This window comes from Homoserinibacter sp. YIM 151385 (assembly GCF_027912415.1).
Classification (GTDB): Bacteria; Actinomycetota; Actinomycetes; order Actinomycetales; family Microbacteriaceae; genus Schumannella.
Window position 1 is genome coordinate 2757977 of record NZ_CP115175.1, and the last position, 16279, is coordinate 2774255.

Consider the following 16279-nt stretch of genomic DNA (forward strand, 5'->3'; position numbering starts at 1 on the left):
CGTGACGCCGTCCCCCGGCGTCACGACCATGACGCCCGCGCCGCCTCGGTGCCGGCCCTGATGTTCCTGTGACGCATGCCGGGGCTAGCCTCGAGATCATGAGCGAGGATGCCGCATCCGCTGTGGTCCGGGACGTGCCGATGCCGGATGGCCGGCTCATCCGCGTGCACGAGCTCGCGGCGCCCCGTGCGCGTGTGCGAGCCGACGGCCTCGTCATGGTCTGGCACCACGGCTCGCCGCAGACGGGCGCCCCGCTCGCGCCGGTCGCGCGCTGGGCGGGGGAGCGCGGCCTCCGGCTGATCTCCGCGGGGCGCCCGTCCTACGGCGGCTCGACACCGCATCCCGGCCGCACGGTCGCCTCGGTCGGCGAGGATCACCGGGTGGTCGCCGAGGCGCTGGGCCTCGACCGCGCCGTGCACATCGGCGCCTCGGGCGGCGGGCCGCACGCCCTCGCGGCCGCAGCCTCCGACCCGGAGCGGGTGGCGGCGGTCGTGACGCTCGCGAGCCCGGCGCCGCTCGAGGGCGGAGCCTGGGCCTGGGATGCCGGCATGGCGGACGCGGGAGGGCTCCGCGCGGCGCTCGAGGGCGGTCGCGCGGGCCGCGCGCGCTTCGAGGAGACCGCGGCGTTCGAGCCGGGCTCCTTCACCGCCGAGGACTATGAGGCCCTCGAGGGACGCTGGAGCCCGCTCGGCGACGACGTCGGCCGTTCCGCCGCCGACGGCCCGGAGGGCATCATCGACGACGACACGGCCTTCGCGCGCGACTGGGGCGTCGCGCTCGCGGCGGTCGCCGTGCCCGTGCTGCTCGTGCAGGGCGGACGCGACCGCGTCATCCCGCCCTCGCACGCGCAGCGCCTGCTCGAGCTCCTGCCGTCCGCGCGGCTCGAGCTGCGAGCCCGCGACGGTCACATCACCGTGCTGGACGCACTGCCCTCGGCGCTCGACGCGGTGCTGGATCAGACCGGGTAGCAGGTGAGCGTGTTCGGCGGGTTGCTGCCCGTGTTGGAGACGTAGCCGCCGGCCGCGACCCGGTCGACGAGCGTTCCGGAACGGCGGGCGTCGACGCGGCCCTGGTACCGGGTGTTCTGCAGCGACATGCCGACCGAGATCGCCGTGAGCTTGGCCACGGTGCCGGCGGCGCAGTTGGAGAACGTGAGGCGGTCGCCCTGGCGCTGCTCCTCCGACCACGCGCAGTAGCGGTTGGCGGGGCACGAGGTCGTCACGCTCGACGTGGAGAGGCGCGCGTTCGACGATGTCGCGGCGATGTCGAGGACGACGGTGCCGCCCTCCCACGACACGGAGGTGTCGGAGGTCTGGACGGCGTCGGGGATCTCCGCGAGCACGGCGTCGATCTTCTGCTGGGGCGTGCGGGGGTCCGACTTCGCGCTGTTCGAGGACACGAGCGGCTTCTCGGACGACGGGGCCGGTGCGGCGTGCGCGGACAGGGGGGCGGCGATGAGCGCGAGGGATGCGAGCACGGCGGCGATCATGAGACGGGGACGATTCACGAGGTTCTCCAGGCGGTGTAGCCGATGACGGTGTCCGGGCGGACGCCGACCTCCTCCAGTCCACCGAGGTACTGGGATTCGGAGGAGAGGAGGGCGCCGGTCGCGGCGTCGAAGACCAGGATGTCGCGGAAGTGCCCGCCACCCCGCGAATCGGTGCGGATGGCGACGCCGGTCCGGTCGAGGCGATCCCGGACCGTCCCGACGACGACGGCGTCGTCGCGATCGCGGATCGCCTCGAGGGCCGCCGCGGTGTCGGAGCCGCCGAGCGTCCACCGCGAGCGGAGCCGCTCGAGCCCCTGGAAGAGGTCGCCGGTCGTGCCGTCCACCGCGCGCTCGAGCAGGCGGTCGGACAGCGCGGTCGCGTCGGTCTCGGGCGCCGGCCCGTAGGCGGCGTCGGACTCCTCGGCGGTCGAGGCGAGGTCGTCGACGACCTCGCCCGGCCGGCGCGCATCCACCGGCAGCACGCCGCCCCAGCGGTTGTCGGCGGCGACGGTCCGCAGGCTCGAGGTGCCGTCCAGGCGCCGCGTCCGCGTGACCGAGAGCGGCAGCACGGCGGCCTCCTCGTCGGCGTCGATGAGGGTCGACCACTGCTCGTACTCGACGACCATGTCGACCGCGGGGTACCGCGCGACGTCCGGCTGCTGCCGCGCCGCATCCACGAGCCGGTCGAAGACCTGCTCGCGGCCGTCGTCGATGGGGGTCGCGACGAGTGGCGGCGGGGTGTCGGCGGAGGCGGCGGGGGCGTGGCCGAAATCGGCGACGACCATGACGATCGCGATCGCGAGGACGCCGGCGATGAGGGCGAGCCAGGTGCCGCCGATGCGGCTCCATCGGACCTCGGCGACGCGGACGTCCCCGGTCTCGGTCGACTCGGCGTCGCGGGGCGCGAGCGTGCGCATCGTGTCGACCCCTTCCCGATCCAGGAGCCCGATACTCCCTCCCCGGTGGGCGGACCGAGGGTTCTCTGCGTGAGCCTAGATCGCGCGGGCACGCTCGGGTATCCCCTCATGTGGGGGAATCGTCACGGTTCTCGTGGCCGGAGCCGGGACGGACGACGGATTCCGCAGCATCGTCCCTGCACGACGGCAGGACGGCGGGGTGGTGCGCCGGGGGCGAGGGGAGGAGAGTGGGGCGCACCGGCCCCACGAAGGAGTGACCATGTCCGTCCTGCTCAACCCGTACCTCAACTTCCACGGCGAGGCCCGCGAGGCCGCCGCCTTCTACCAGGGCGTCTTCGGCGGCGAGCTCGCCGTCTCCACCTACGGCGAGTCCGGGATGGGCGAGTCCTCCGACGCCGAGCTCGTCATGCACGCGCAGCTCGACACCCCGAGCGGCTTCACGCTCATGGTCTCCGACGTGCCGTCGCACCTGGAGGCCCCGACGGGCGAGAAGGCCTTCTCGATCTCGCTGAGCGGCGACGACGAGGCGGCGCTCACCGGCTGGTGGGAGCGCCTCTCGGACGGCGCCGAGATCCAGGAGCCGCTCGCGCGGGCGCCCTGGGGCGACAGCTTCGGGATGCTCGTCGACCGCTACGGGGTCGGCTGGATGGTCAACATCTCGGGCGCCGCCGAGAGCTGAGCCGCCGGGCCCTCAGCTCCGCGGCCCCGCCGCCAGCAGCTCCGCCACGATCGTCTCCGCGGCCTGCAGCGGGGTCGTCGCGTCGCGCTCGGCGACCTCGAAGATGCGCTCGAGCGTCTCGCCGATCCGGTCGATCCGCGCGAGCACCGAGCGCTCCGCCTCGCCCGCGTTGCGCGCCGCGAGGTGGATGACGCCGCCCGCGTTGACGACGAAGTCGGGGGCGTAGAGGATGCCGCGCTCGGCGAGCCGCGCATCCGCCCCCGGCTCGGCGAGCTGGTTGTTCGCCGGGCCCACGATCGCGCGGCAGTCGAGCGCCTCGACGACCTCGGGGGTGAGCATCCCGCCGACGCCCGCCGGCACCAGCACGTCGACCCGCTCGCGGTGCACCGCATCCGGCTCGACCCAGATCGCGCCGAGCTCGACCGCGAGCTCCCGCCTCGCCTCGTTCACATCCGTCACGACCAGTTCGGCGCCGGCCGCGGCCAGCGTGCGCGCGAGCGCGCCGCCCACCTGGCCGAGCCCCGCGATCGCGAAGCGCGTGCCCGCGACGCCGCCCGGGCCGAGCCGCCGGAGCGTCGCGAGGATCGCGTGCTCGACGCCCCGCGCCGTGAAGGCGCCGGGGTCGCCCACGCCGCCCGTCTCCGTGGGGAGGCCGACGACGTGCGGGGTGACCTCGTGGATGACGGCCATGTCCCGTGAGCTCGTCCCGACGTCCTCGGCGGTGATGTAGCGGCCGTCGAAGCGGGCCACGAGCTCGGCGAGGTCGAGGAAGGCGTCGCGGCGGCGCTCGCCGTCGAGCGTGTCGCCCGGCTCCAGGCGGATCACCGCCTTCCCGCCGCCGGAGCCGATGTCGGCGAGCGCGTTCTTCGCCGTCATCCCCTCCGAGAGCCGGAGGGCGTCGTCGAGCGCCTCGCGCCAGCTCGGGTAGTGCCAGAGGCGGCAGCCGCCGAGGGCCGGGCCGAGGCGACTCGAGTGCAGCGCCACGATCATCGTGAGGCCCGAGCGCGGGCCGCGGGCGATCTCGACGCGCTCGTGGGCGATGGCGCCGCTCGCGCCGCTCATCGGATGCTCCCCGCGACCGCGCGGAGGAGGGCCGGGGCGTCGTCGCGCGGCACCACCACCTCGATCAGGTGGGCCCGATCCGGCTCCGCGCTCGCCGCATCCAGCGCCCCCTCGAGCTCGGCCGCGGTCGTCGCCCGCGAGACGCCGACCCCGGGGAAGCCGAGCGCGGCCGGCAGCGCGGTCCAGTTCCAGGCCGTGATGTCCTGATAGGCGGCCTCGGGCGAGCGGATGAGGCGCTCGATCGTGTAGCCGTCGTTGTTGATGACGAGGATCGTCGGCGTGAGGCCGTTCGCGAAGATCGTCCCGAGCTCCTGCACCGTGAGCTGCGCGGCGCCGTCGCCGATGACGAGCACCGTCTCGCGGCCGGGCACGGCGAGCATCGCGCCGAGCGTCGCGGGCAGGGTGTAGCCGATCGACGACCAGACGGGCTGGCCGAGCACGTCGCAGCGGTCCGGCATCCTGAGGTCGACGGCGCCGTAGAAGGCGGTGCCCGCCTCCGCGACGAGGAGGGTGTCGGGTCGGAGCCAGCGCTCGAGCGTCGGCCAGACGGCCGCGTGCGAGAGCGGCGCGTCGGGGTCGGGCGCCTCGAGCTCGCGCGGCGGCGCGATGACGGCGTCGCCGGGACGCGCCGCGTGGGATGCCGGGTCGACCCGGCGGGCGAGGAGGACCTCGTGGAGGAGCCCGAGCGCGTCGCGCAGCTCGACGCCGTAGATGCGCGTGCCGCCGATCCGGGCGAGGCCCGGCTGCAGCTCGATCGTCTCCGCCTCGCGGAACCCGTGGCTGAAGAAGCCGGTGAGGATGTCGCTCATGATCGTGCCGACGAGGATGAGCGCGTCGGCGCCGTCGACCTGCGCGCGCGTGCGCTCGTCGGCGGTGAGGGCGCCCGCGTAGGTGCCCAGGTTCGCGGGGTCCGACTCGTCGAGGAGGGACTTCGAGGAGAGCTGGGCGGCGACCCGGACGCCGTCGATGCGGGCGAGCTCGGCGACGAGCGCCTCGCCGTGCCGGCGGTGGGTGCGCACGCCCGTGAGGAGCACGACCCGCGGCTCGTCGGCGAGCCGGTGCGCGAGGGCATCGCGCAGCGCCTCGAGGGCGCTCGGGTCGCTCGTGCGCAGCGGCAGGGGCTGCTCGAGGCGCGCCCGGTCGACGGGCGCGGTCGCGAGATCCGAGGGGATGCCGAGGTAGACGGGCTTCGAGCTCGCGACGGCGTCGACGAGGAGGCGGTCGACGGCCCCCGCGTCGGGCGTGCGCAGCACCGTGACGGCTGCGCTGATCTCGCCCTGCATCCGCACGAAGTGGCTCATGTCGCCGTCGACGAGGGTGTGGTGCAGCAACGTCCGCTCGCCCTGCGCGGTCGTGGCCGGCATCCCGACCACGTGCACGACGGGGACGTCCTCGGCGAAGGCGCCCGCGATCCCGTTGAGCGCGGAGAGCTCGCCGACCCCGTAGGTCGTGACGAGCGCGCCGAGGCTGCGCCGCATCCGCGCGTAGCCGTCGGCGGCGTAGGCGGCGCCGAGCTCGTTCGCGGTGCCGGTCCAGGTGAGGCCGGCGGCGAGGAGCTCGTCGAGGAGCGCGAGGTTGTAGTCGCCGGGCAGGCCGAAGGCGCGGTCGCAGCCGAGCTGGCGGAGGCGCTCGGCGAGGTACCCGCCGAGCGTGATGGTCTCGTGAGACGCCGACGTCATGGTCCGATCGTCTCGCCGATCGGCACGATGCTCAAGCATCCATCAGGAGGCTGTGCAGAATGATCAATGCAGGGCCGGGATCGCGCGCCAGATCGGGCGATCCGCGGCATGGAGACGATTCCGGGAGACCGACGCCGATGACCGAGATCCTCGACGAGACCGACCGCCGCCTCCTCCGCGCGCTCGACGCGCGCCCGCGCGCGACCGTGCAGTCGCTCGCGGAGGAGCTCCGGCTCGCCCGCGGCACGGTGCAGGCGCGGCTCGCCCGCATCTTCGACGGGCGGCTGCTCGACCGCGGGACCTCCCGCATGCGCCCCGCCGCCGTGGGGCGCCCGATGCGGGCGATCGTCACCGCCGAGGTCGACCAGTCGCGCTTCGACGGGCTCATCCCGGCGCTCGCCGAGATCCCCGAGGTCGTCGAGTGCCTGGGTGTCGCGGGGGCGAGCGATCTCTCGATCGAGATCGTCGCGGCCGACCCCGACGACGTCTACCGGGTGACGCAGCGCATCATGGAGTGCCCCGGCATCCGCCGCACCTCCACGAGCATCGTGCTCCGCGAGCTGCTCGCCCGCCGCCTCCACCAGCTCCTCTGAGTCCCGGTTCGCCAGAGACATGTCTGCGGCGCCGCGGACGGCCGCATCCAGCCGTCCTGGCGTCGAGAGACATGTCTATTGGAGGAAAGGGGCGTGTGAGAAGGCTCCGTGTCCGGTGGATGCGCTTGAAGCGCGCGGCGGATCGGGGAAGCGTGGACGCCGTCCGGATTTCCGAACGAGCGAAGGAGAACCCCCAATGACGCTCACCATGACTCCCGCCGCCAGCACCGTCGTCAAGACCCTCGTGGCGCAGAACCCCGAGGTCGAGGACGGCGGCCTCCGCATCGAGGCCGACAGCCAGGCCGGCACCGACTTCGCGGTCGCGATCGCGCCGGAGCCCCAGCCGACCGATGCGGTCGTCGAGAGCGACGGCGCCAAGATCTTCCTCGGCGAGAACGCCGCCCCGATCCTCGAGGACAAGGTGCTCGACGCCCAGGTCGACGACCAGGGCGCGGTGCGCTTCGCGATCGGCGCACAGGAGGCCTAGCGGCCCAGGGTTCCGGCCCGCCCGGCACGAACCCCGGAGGCGGGGCGGCTCAGGCCGCCCCGCCTCCGTCGTGTCCGGTTCCGGCCGCCCCGGCCGTGCTCGCCTTCCCGCGCCCCCGCCAGCGCAGCGCGATCGCCATCGAGACGAGGTCGTCGAGCCGGAGCGGGTCGTAGCCGGTGAGCTCGTGGATGCGGCGTAGCCGGTGCGCCACCGTGTTGACGTGCACGAAGAGCGCGCGCGCGGCCGCCGACTGCGAGAGGTCGTGGGCGATGAGCGCCTCGAGCGTCTCGACCAGGTGGGGATGCCGGTCGAGCTCCCCGAGGCGGCTCGCGGCGAGCTCGTCGGCGACCTGCGGACGGCTCGAGAGGAGCACGTCGACGAGCACGTCGGCATAGTGCGTGACGCTCGCCCCGCCCGGTCGCCCGCCCGCGACGCCCGCCGTCTCGATCGCCTGCCGGCAGGACTCGGCGGCGGCGCGGAGATCGGACGCCGCCCCGCCGACGCCGATCACGAGCCGCCCCTCGAGCTCCTGCTGCCGCACCGCCCGCTCGAGCGCGGCGGGGAAGTCGGCCGCACGCCGGGGGGAGGCGAGACCGACCGTGAGCTCGCCGACATCCCCGAAGACGACGGGCCCCGCGACGTGCGGCTGCAGGGCGGCCGCGAGCCGACGGCGCAGCCGGTGCACCTCGGCGAAGTCGGCGACCGAGTCCGTCGCGATCGCGAAGGCGATGCGCGGCAGGCGCGGGTCGATGCCGAGCGTCCTCGTCCAGGTGTCGAGCTCGGCGGGGTGCGGCGCCCCCTCGACGACGGCGCGGACGAGCTCGTTCTCGACGCGCCGTCGCGCCGCCTCGATCGAGGTCGAGGTGTCGCGGTAGGAGTCGATCATCTCCTGTGTGAGGAGGTCGAAGGTCGAGATCACGAGGTCGGCGTAGTGGCTGGTGAGCCGCACCGGCCAGGACTGCGAGTCGGAGAACAGGTCGAGGATGATGGTCCGCTCGGCGGAGCGGTAGGCCTGGATGACCGACTCGAGCGGCACGCTCTGGCTGGCGCGGCGGGCGCCGAGCCCGCGCCCCTCCCGCAGCTCCTCGGGACTCGGGGCGGCGCCGCGACGGAGCACCCGGACGGCGAGCAGGAGGTTCTGCCGGACGGAGGGGATGAGCTCCTTCTTGTCGAAGACGTCGGAGGAGTAGCCGGGGTAGCTGCCCCAGATGATGTCGACGGTCCGGGCCGTGAGGAGGTCCACATCCGGCGCGTAGATCAGCTGGGATTGTGAAGACACCACAAGATCGTACGTCGAACGCCGGAGTTCTTCCCTGGATCCGGGAAGTTCGCACATGTGAGCCTGTTCGGCAAGAAGACGACGACGTCATCCAGGAGGCCAGCACATGCCCGCGCGAACCGCACCCGCACCCGACAGGTCCGCGACCGCGTCGATCGCGACCGCCGACCCGGCGGCGCCGCGTCGGCGCCGGCCGCTGGATCTCGGCTGGCTCGTGCCGGCGCTCGTCGGCCTCGTCGTGATCGCGGTCTGGCAGCTCGTCGTGACCGTCTTCGCGATCCCCGCCTACCTGCTGCCGAGCCCCGTGCAGACCGTCGACTCCCTCGTGTCGAATCGCGTCGAGCTGTGGGGCGCGACGCTCGTCACGACGGGGGAGGTCGTGGCCGGCTTCCTCATCGCGGTCGCCGTGAGCGTCCCCATCGCGATGCTCATCGTCTCCTTCCGCTGGTTTGAGCGGATCGTCTACCCCTTCCTCGTGCTCCTCCAGACGGTCCCGAAGATCGCGCTCGCGCCGCTCTTCGTGGTCTGGTTCGGCTTCGGACCGGGGCCCAAGGTCCTCGTGACCTTCCTCATCTGCTTCTTCCCGATCCTGCTCGACACGATCACCGGCCTCCGCTCCTCGAACCCCGACATGGCGAGCCTCGTGCGCACCATGGGCGGCGGACGCTGGGCGGTCTTCAGCAAGGTGCGCCTGCCGAGCGCGCTCCCGCACCTCTTCGCGGGCGTCAAGGTCGCGATCACGCTCGCGGTCGTCGGCGCCGTCGTCGGCGAGTTCGTCGGCGCGACGGAGGGGCTCGGCTACCTGCTGCTGCGCGCGAACGCCAACCTCGACACCCCGCTGCTCTTCGCGAGCATCGTGATCCTCACGATCCTCGGGCTCGCGCTCTACTACCTCGTCTCGCTCATCGAGCGGCTCGTCATCCCGTGGCACGTCTCGCAGCGCTCGGAGACGGCCGTCACCTCGGGGCCGGCGATCTGATCCGCAGACCGCCGCATCCGAGCGCACCCACCGCACCCGCATCCACCCGCACCGCATGAACTCGAAGGAGAGCTCCATGTCCGGCACCCGCCGCATCGCCGCCGCCGCCCTCGCGGCCGGCACCGCCCTCGTCCTCTCGTCCTGCGCCGGCGCGCCCCAGGGCCAGGGCCCGGGCGGCACGACCGAGGACGGCCTCGACCGGCTGCCCATCCGCCTCAACTGGACCTACGAGGCCGCCGACCACCCGTGGTTCTTCGCCGGCATGGTGCAGGGCATCTACGCCGAGCACGGCATCGAGCTCGACCCGCTCGAGGGCACCGGCTCCGCCTCCACCCTCCAGCTCGTCGCCTCCGGCAGCGACCCGGTCGGCCTCGTCGACGCGGGCACCATGATGGGCGGCGTCGCGAAGGGCCTGCCGGTGCAGATGGCCTGCGTGCTCGCGCAGAAGAACCCGATGGCGGCGATCTTCCCCGCGGATGCCGGCATCTCCTCGATCGACGACCTCCGCGGCGAGACCGTCGCGGTCACGCCCGGCGACTCGCTCTCGCAGATCTTCCCCGCGGTCCTCTCCGCGAACGGCATGACCGAGAAGGACCTCGACCTCGTCGGCCTCTCCGACCCGGCCGCGAAGCAGAACTCGGTCCTCACGGGCGCCTCGACGGCCTTCCTCGGCTACTACACGCTGCAGCTGCCGGCCCTCGAGATCTCCTCCGGCGAGGAGATGGACTACCTCTCCTTCTCGGAGCTCGGCGTCGACACCCTGAGCATGGGCATCGTCGTGAACACCGCCTGGGCCGCGCAGAACGAGGACCTCCTCACCCGCTTCATCCAGGCGACCCAGGAGTCCGCCGAGTACGTGGCCGAGAACCAGGAGGCCGCCGCCGACGACTTCGTGGAGGGCGTCCCCGGCTTCGACCGCGACCTCGCGCTCACCCAGATCGAGGCGACCGTGCCGCTCCTCCACACGGAGGCGAGCGAGGGCCTGCCGGTCTGCGAGACGACCGAGGAGGACTGGCAGGCGACGGAGGAGATCCTCGCCGAGTACTCGGGGCTGACGCCGGCGGAGTCGGTCGACGCCTACTACACCAACGACTACGCGACGGCGGAGTGAGGGACCACACCATGACCGCTCAGACCACGCGGGGCGCCCCCATCTCGGTGCGCGGCCTCGAGATCGAGTACCAGACGGGATCGGGGCCGGTCCACGCGCTCGGCCCGATCGACCTCGACATCCAGGCGGGCGAGTTCGTCTCCGTCGTCGGCCCCTCGGGCTGCGGCAAGTCGACGCTCCTCAAGGCGGCGGCGGGGCTCATCGCCCCCACCCGCGGCGAGATCGACATCGCCGGGCGCCGCGTCCAGGGCCCGCAGAGCGAGCTCGGGATCGTGTTCCAGAACCCGCTCCTCATGGACTGGCGCACCGTGATGTCGAACATCATGCTCCAGGCGGAGATGCGGCGGATGCCGAGGGAGCAGGCGCAGGCGAAGGCTCGAGCGCTGCTGAAGCAGGTGGGGCTCGAGGCCTTCGAGGACCACCGCCCGCACGAGCTCTCCGGCGGCATGCAGCAGCGGGTCGGCATCTGCCGCGCGCTGCTCCACGAGCCGCCGCTCATCATGATGGACGAGCCCTTCGGCGCCCTCGACGCGCTCACGCGGGAGCAGATGTGCTACGACCTCCAGGACCTCTGGATGGATCGCCGGCCGACCGTGCTCTTCATCACCCACTCGATCTCGGAGGCGACCCTGCTCTCCGACCGCGTCATCGTCATGTCGTCCCGCCCGGGCCGCATCATCGAGGAGTTCCGGCTCGAGCGTCCGCGCCCGCGCCTGCTCGACGACGAGTCGCACGAGGTCGACGAGGTCAGCCGGGAGATCCGCCGGCTCCTCGGCGTCCAGGACCACAGGAAGGAATCGGCGGCATGAAGCTCGTCTCCATCGACCACTCCGGATTCGCGGCGGCCGCCGTGCTGCGCGAGGGGGAGGGCGGCGATCAGCTGCTCCCCGTCCTGGTCGCCCCGCGCGACCGGGGGGATGCGCTGCCGATCTCGGTCCGCGACCTCCTCGACGACTGGGCGTACTGGCGGCCGGAGCTGGAGCGCCGTGTCGCGGCGAGCGCGCCGGGCGACTGGATCGCGGCCTCGAGCCGCGAGCTCCTCGCGGCCGTGCCGAACCCGCGCACCTTCGTCTGCATCGGGCTGAACTACCACGATCACGCGGAGGAGACGGGCGCGGAGGTGCCGGTCGCGCCGATCGTGTTCGCGAAGCATCCGGCGGCCGTCGTCGGCCCGGACGACGAGATCCCGCTGCCGGTCGAGAGCGACGAGGTCGACTACGAGGTCGAGCTCGCCATCGTGATCGGCCGGCACGCGAGCCGCGTGAGCGAGGCGGAGGCGATGGACGCCGTGGCCGGCTTCACGATCGTCAACGACGTGAGCGCCCGCGACTGGCAGCGCCGCACGAGCCAGTGGATGACCGCGAAGTCCTTCCCCGGCTTCGGCCCGGTCGGCCCGGTGCTCGTCACCGCCGAGGAGTTCGACGTCGACCGCCCGCACCGCGTGCACCTCGAGCTGAACGGCGAGACGATGCAGGACTCGAGCACCGAGCAGCTCATCTTCGGCGTGCGCGAGCTCGTCGCGCACCTCTCCTCGGTGTGGCCGCTGCAGCCGGGCGACATCATCGCGACCGGCACCCCGGGCGGCGTGGGCTTCACCCGCGAGCCCGCGATCTTCCTCCGGCCCGGCGATGTCGTCGAGGCCTCCATCGAGGGCATCGGGACCCTCCGCAACACGGTCGTCGCCGCGGCGACCGCCTCCCGCTGAGACCGAGGAGCAGCACATGGATGTGATCCAGCAGATCGAGGACGACCTCACGACGCCGACGGAGGCGCTCGTCGACGACCTCCGCACGATCGAGGGCGACATCGTCGTGCTCGGGGTCGGCGGGAAGGTGGGGCCGAGCGTCGCCATCCAGGCCAAGCGCGCCGTCGACGCGGCAGGCCTCGACAAGAAGGTCATCGGCGTCGCCCGCTTCAGCGACCCGGCCGCGCGCGCCTCCCTCGAGCGCTACGGCGTCGAGACGGTCGCGGCGGACCTCACGGACGACCTCGAGCTCGCCGCCCTGCCGGACGCGGCGAACGTCATCTACATGGCGGGCCACAAGTTCGGGACGACGGGCAACGAGCCCTTCACCTGGATGATGAACGCCTACCTCCCGGGCCGCGTGGCGCAGCGCTACCGCGACTCCCGGATCGTCGCCTTCTCGACGCTCGTCACCTACCCGCTCGCCGACGCCTCCCGTGGCGGCTCGCGCGAGTCCGACCCCTCGGGGCCGATCGGCGAGTACGGCCAGTCGTGCCTCGGCCGCGAGCGGGTGTTCGAGCACTTCAGCAAGGTCAACGGCACGCCCGTGCTGCTGTTCCGTCTCGCCTACTCGATCGAGACGCGCTACGGCGTGCTCCAGGAGATCGCGCAGGCCGTCATGGACGGCACGCCGATCCCCCTCGCGATGGGGCACACGAGCGTCATCTGGCAGCGGGATGTCGCCGAGTACGCGATCCGCTCGCTCAGGCTGGCCGAGTCGCCGGCCCGCAAGCTCAACATCACGGGACCGGAGATCGCCTCGGTGCGCCGCCTCGCGGAGCGCTTCGGCGAGGTGCTCGGGCGCGACCCCGTCTTCGAGGGCGAGGAGTCGGGCACCGCCTACGTGCTCGACGGCGGCGAGCTGCAGCGCGAGTTCGGCTTCCCGACGACGACGCTCGAGGAGATGATCGAGCGGGTCGCCGGCTGGGTCGCGGCCTCGGGCCCGACGATCGGCAAGCCGACGAAGTTCCAGCAGCGCGACGGGGCGTTCTGAGCCATGCCGGACACCGAGGCGCCCGCCGAGGGCGCGACGATGCTCGCCGCCGTCTGGCCGGGCGACGAGGCGCGCCTCGACATCGAGCGCATCCCCGTCCCCGTGCCGAAGGCGGGGGAGGCGCTCGTGCGCGTCGCCGCGTGCGGCGTCTGCCACACCGACCTCCACGTCCTCAAGGGCGAGGTCGCGTTCCCCGGCCCCGGCGTGCTCGGGCACGAGATCAGCGGCACGGTCGTCGCGATCGGCGAGGGCACGGCGGATGCGGGGGAGCGCCGGGTGGGCGACCGCGTCGTGGGCGCGTTCATCATGCCGTGCACGGCATGCGAGTCGTGCCTCGCGGGCCGCGACGACGTGTGCGAGGTGTTCTTCGCCGAGAACCGGCTGAAGGGGAACCTCCTCGACGGCAGCTCGCGGCTCGCGCGCGCCGACGGCTCGCGCCTCTCGATGTACTCGATGGCGGGACTCGCGGAGTACGCGGTCGTGCCGCTCTCGGCGCTCGCCGCCGTGCCCGACGAGCTGCCGCTCGAGGAGGCCGCCGTCCTCGGCTGCGCCGCCTTCACGGCGCTCGGCGCGATCGAGCGCTCGGGGCTGCAGGCGGGCGAGTCGGTCGCGGTCGTCGCGACCGGCGGCGTCGGCACGAGCATCCTCCAGATCGCGAGGCACCTCGGCGCCTCGCCGATCATCGCCGTCGACATCGACGACGCGAAGCTCGAGGCGGCACGCGGGCTCGGCGCCGACGTCGTCGTGAACTCGATGAGCGTGGATGCGGTCGAGGCGGTCCGGGAGGCGACCGGCGGCCGCGGCGTGCACGTCGCCTTCGAGGCGCTCGGCCGCCCGCAGACCATCGAGACGGCGGTCGGCGCGCTCCGCGAGGGCGGCCGCGCGGTCGTCGTCGGGATCGCCGCCGGGGCGGCCGCGGCATCCATCCCCATCACGCCGCTCGTGCGTCGCGGACAGGCGCTGCTCGGCTCCTTCGGGGCGCGGACGCGTCGCGACCTGCCGCGCGTCGCCCGGCTCGCGGCGGAGGGCGGCTTCGACGTCCGGCGGGCCGTGACCCGGCGCTACGGCATCGAGGACGCGGACGAGGCCTACCGCGAGCTCGCCGCGGGCCGCATCCCGGGTCGCGCGATCGTCGTCATGTCGCAGGTCGACGTCATGTCGCAGGCCGACGCGGGAGCGGCGTCGTGAGCGCGCCCGTCCGGCTCGGCGCCGGGATGCTCGTCAACGTCATCAGCGTCGACGCCGAGGACCTCCCCGACTTCGAGGACTGGTACAGCTTCGAGCACTTCCCGGAGCGCCTCGCGGTGCCGGGCTTCGAGCGCGGGCGCCGCTTCGTCGAGACGGCGCCGGAGCCGGCATCCCGACCCGTCGAGTTCTTCTCCTTCTACGAGACGGCCGAGATGGCGACCCTCACGAGCGAGCCCTACCTGCGCGCCCTCGACACCCCGACGGAGTGGACGCGCCGGATCGCGGGCGCGTTCCGGGGGAACGAGCGCGCGGTGGGCCGGGTCACGGCGAGCGAGGGGGTCGGCACCTCCGGCCGCGTCGCGGTGCTCAGGCTGAGCCCCGTCGAGGGGCGGGAGGGCGAGCTGCGCGAGGCGCTCCAGGCCGCGATCGCCCGGGCCGTCGACGACCGCGCGGTGCTCGGCGGCTTCCTCGTGGAGGGCGACGGCGGGGCGACGGCGGCGAAGGACGCGACCGCCGAGGGGCGCTCGATGGCCGGATCGAGCAGCGGCGCCCATTGGTACGCGGTCCTCGAGGTGCACGGCGTCGAGGTGAGGCTCGAGGGGGACCGGCTGCGCGAGCTGCTCGCGACGCCGCAGGTGGAGGCCGCCGCGGAGGAGCTGCGGCTGCGGGAGTACCGCCTGGTCAGCGAGGCGAGCTGAGGCGCGCCTCGGCGCCCGGCCCGCGCTCGAGCTCGATCCCCGGATCCTCCGTGCCCGGTTCGGGCACCTCGCCCGTCCGTGCGAAGGCGGCCCACATGGCGCGGAGCGCGCGGCCACGGCGGTCGACCGCCTCCCAGTCGCGCGGGCCCGCGAAGGCGGTGCTCGCCCAGGCCTCCGGCCCGCCCAGGAGCAGCGGGATGTCGGCCGCGTGCACGGGGCCGAGCGGGCTGCGCACGGTGGTCCAGCCGAGCTCGTAGACGGTGGCGCGACCGCCCGCCTCGCGGTGGCGCCGGGCGAAGCGGCGCGCGGGGTCGCGGTAGAGGCGGTGCGTCAGCGGCGCGATGAGCCCGGCGCGGAGCAGCCGCCATCCGGCGCCTCCGCGGCGGAGCCGCCGCGTCGCCGGGAGCACGGCGGTGAAGAAGCCCGCCTCCTCCGTCGTCGAGCCGATCAGCACCTCGACCTCGGGCGCCCGCCGGCGCCAGGCCGCATCCGCCTCCTCCTCGCGCGGGAGCGGCGCGTGCCCGTAGCTCGGGCCGAAGGGCATCCCGCCCTTGAGCCCGAACGGCAGCCCGGCGTGCTCGGCGCGGGTCTGGGCATCGAGGAGCGACTCGATCCCGTCGTCCGCCCCGAGCGGGCGTGCCGCCCGCCGCATGGCGCGCACGAGCCGCTCGCGGTGCCGGCTCAGCGCGAGCGGCGCGCTCTGGATGACGGCGCGCCGGAACAGCCCGTCGGCGCCGTCGGAGATCATGAGGTGGGCGATCGCGTGCCCGCCGGCCGACTGCCCGAAGGCGGTCACCCGCTCGGGATCGCCGCCGAGCTCCGCGATCCGGTCGCGCACCCAGCGCAGGCCCTCGATGAGGTCGAGCAGCCCGAGGTTCGGGGAGACCGCCGGCCGGCCGGGTGCGGCGTCCGCGCCGAGGAACCCGAGCACCCCGAGCCGGTAGCCGAGCGCCACGACGACGACCCGCTGCTCCCGCACGAGCGCCGAGGCGTCGTGGATCGCCGCATCCGCGGCGCCTGTGACGTACGAGCCGCCGTGGATCCAGACCATGACGGGCAGCCGCTCGCCGGCGCGGAGGTCGGCCGGGAGCGACACCGAGAGGGTCTGGCAGTCCTCGCCCTGCTCGAGCCCGCCGAGCATGTCCCGGAGGATCGACTCGAGCGACGGCGAGGAGCGCTGCGGCGGCGCGTGCCCGGGTCGGGTCGCATCGATCTCGACGCCGCGGCCGGGTGCCGGAACCGGCCGGGGCTCGGCGAAGCGCGCCGCCTCCGCGTAGCGGATGCCGCGGAGCCGGACGACGCCGTCGCGCTCGATCCCGAGGTAGGTGCCGTGCGGCGTCTCGATGCGGCGGGGCGAGGGGGCGGAGGAGCTCACCCTGG

At 73.8% G+C, this 16279-nt stretch carries 17 protein-coding genes; 11 read left to right on the forward strand and 6 right to left on the reverse strand.

The window, feature by feature from the left end:
• Nucleotides 1-98 precede the first annotated feature (98 nt).
• Nucleotides 99-968 carry an alpha/beta fold hydrolase gene (locus OF852_RS13375; protein ID WP_271119652.1) on the forward strand — a complete coding sequence of 290 codons (870 nt, stop codon included), beginning with the start codon at nucleotides 99-101 and terminating at the stop codon, nucleotides 966-968.
• Here OF852_RS13375 and OF852_RS13380 read toward each other — a convergent pair.
• Together OF852_RS13380 and OF852_RS13385 are read right to left on the reverse strand one after the other, a co-directional pair.
• Entirely contained in the window at nucleotides 956-1507 is a 552-nt protein-coding gene (locus tag OF852_RS13380) for a hypothetical protein (RefSeq protein ID WP_271119653.1), read from the reverse strand. The two genes, OF852_RS13375 and OF852_RS13380, sit on opposite strands and share 13 nt — an antisense overlap.
• A complete protein-coding gene (locus OF852_RS13385) occupies nucleotides 1504-2406 on the reverse strand; it encodes a hypothetical protein (RefSeq protein WP_271119654.1) in 903 nt (300 codons plus the stop codon). The genes OF852_RS13380 and OF852_RS13385 overlap by 4 nt, the downstream gene beginning before the upstream one ends.
• Nucleotides 2407-2665: 259 nt before the next feature.
• On the opposite strand from OF852_RS13385, the gene OF852_RS13390 reads away from it, so the two are divergent.
• The gene (locus tag OF852_RS13390; protein WP_271119655.1) at nucleotides 2666-3085 is read left to right on the forward strand and encodes a VOC family protein; all 420 of its coding nucleotides are present in this window, start codon (nucleotides 2666-2668) and stop codon (nucleotides 3083-3085) included.
• 12 nt (nucleotides 3086-3097) lie between these two features.
• Here the strand turns inward: OF852_RS13390 and OF852_RS13395 are convergent, their stop codons facing one another.
• Both OF852_RS13395 and OF852_RS13400 read right to left on the reverse strand, forming a co-directional pair.
• The gene (locus OF852_RS13395) at nucleotides 3098-4147 is read right to left on the reverse strand and encodes a Glu/Leu/Phe/Val family dehydrogenase (protein ID WP_271119656.1); all 1050 of its coding nucleotides are present in this window, start codon (nucleotides 4145-4147) and stop codon (nucleotides 3098-3100) included.
• Nucleotides 4144-5826: an alpha-keto acid decarboxylase family protein gene (locus OF852_RS13400; RefSeq protein ID WP_271119657.1), complete on the reverse strand. Its 1683-nt coding sequence runs from the start codon at nucleotides 5824-5826 to the stop codon at nucleotides 4144-4146. Before OF852_RS13400 ends, OF852_RS13395 begins: the two co-directional genes overlap by 4 nt.
• A gap of 137 nt (nucleotides 5827-5963) precedes the next feature.
• Between OF852_RS13400 and OF852_RS13405 the strand changes: the two genes are divergently transcribed.
• A complete protein-coding gene (locus OF852_RS13405) occupies nucleotides 5964-6419 on the forward strand; it encodes an Lrp/AsnC family transcriptional regulator (RefSeq protein ID WP_271119658.1) in 456 nt (151 codons plus the stop codon).
• Between the two features lie 196 nt (nucleotides 6420-6615).
• The gene (locus OF852_RS13410) at nucleotides 6616-6906 is read left to right on the forward strand and encodes an iron-sulfur cluster biosynthesis family protein (protein WP_271119659.1); all 291 of its coding nucleotides are present in this window, start codon (nucleotides 6616-6618) and stop codon (nucleotides 6904-6906) included.
• A gap of 49 nt (nucleotides 6907-6955) precedes the next feature.
• Here the strand turns inward: OF852_RS13410 and OF852_RS13415 are convergent, their stop codons facing one another.
• Nucleotides 6956-8185: a PucR family transcriptional regulator gene (locus OF852_RS13415; RefSeq protein ID WP_271119660.1), complete on the reverse strand. Its 1230-nt coding sequence runs from the start codon at nucleotides 8183-8185 to the stop codon at nucleotides 6956-6958.
• Nucleotides 8186-8291: 106 nt separating this feature from the next.
• On the opposite strand from OF852_RS13415, the gene OF852_RS13420 reads away from it, so the two are divergent.
• From OF852_RS13420 to OF852_RS13450, 7 genes are all read left to right on the forward strand, one after another.
• Complete coding sequence (locus tag OF852_RS13420; protein WP_271119661.1) at nucleotides 8292-9164, forward strand: ABC transporter permease; 873 nt, start codon at nucleotides 8292-8294, stop codon at nucleotides 9162-9164.
• A gap of 76 nt (nucleotides 9165-9240) precedes the next feature.
• Nucleotides 9241-10275 carry an ABC transporter substrate-binding protein gene (locus tag OF852_RS13425; protein ID WP_271119662.1) on the forward strand — a complete coding sequence of 345 codons (1035 nt, stop codon included), beginning with the start codon at nucleotides 9241-9243 and terminating at the stop codon, nucleotides 10273-10275.
• Between the two features lie 11 nt (nucleotides 10276-10286).
• Nucleotides 10287-11084 carry an ABC transporter ATP-binding protein gene (locus OF852_RS13430; RefSeq protein ID WP_271119663.1) on the forward strand — a complete coding sequence of 266 codons (798 nt, stop codon included), beginning with the start codon at nucleotides 10287-10289 and terminating at the stop codon, nucleotides 11082-11084.
• Entirely contained in the window at nucleotides 11081-11980 is a 900-nt protein-coding gene (locus OF852_RS13435) for a fumarylacetoacetate hydrolase family protein (RefSeq protein ID WP_271119664.1), read from the forward strand. Before OF852_RS13430 ends, OF852_RS13435 begins: the two co-directional genes overlap by 4 nt.
• Before the next feature lie 16 nt (nucleotides 11981-11996).
• Entirely contained in the window at nucleotides 11997-13013 is a 1017-nt protein-coding gene (locus tag OF852_RS13440) for an NAD-dependent epimerase/dehydratase family protein (RefSeq protein ID WP_271119665.1), read from the forward strand.
• 3 nt (nucleotides 13014-13016) lie between these two features.
• Entirely contained in the window at nucleotides 13017-14201 is a 1185-nt protein-coding gene (locus tag OF852_RS13445; protein ID WP_271119666.1) for a zinc-binding dehydrogenase, read from the forward strand.
• A complete protein-coding gene (locus OF852_RS13450) occupies nucleotides 14198-14899 on the forward strand; it encodes a hypothetical protein (protein ID WP_271119667.1) in 702 nt (233 codons plus the stop codon). Before OF852_RS13445 ends, OF852_RS13450 begins: the two co-directional genes overlap by 4 nt.
• Here the strand turns inward: OF852_RS13450 and OF852_RS13455 are convergent.
• Entirely contained in the window at nucleotides 14883-16274 is a 1392-nt protein-coding gene (locus tag OF852_RS13455) for a carboxylesterase family protein (protein WP_271119668.1), read from the reverse strand. The two genes, OF852_RS13450 and OF852_RS13455, sit on opposite strands and share 17 nt — an antisense overlap.
• Nucleotides 16275-16279 lie beyond the last annotated feature (5 nt).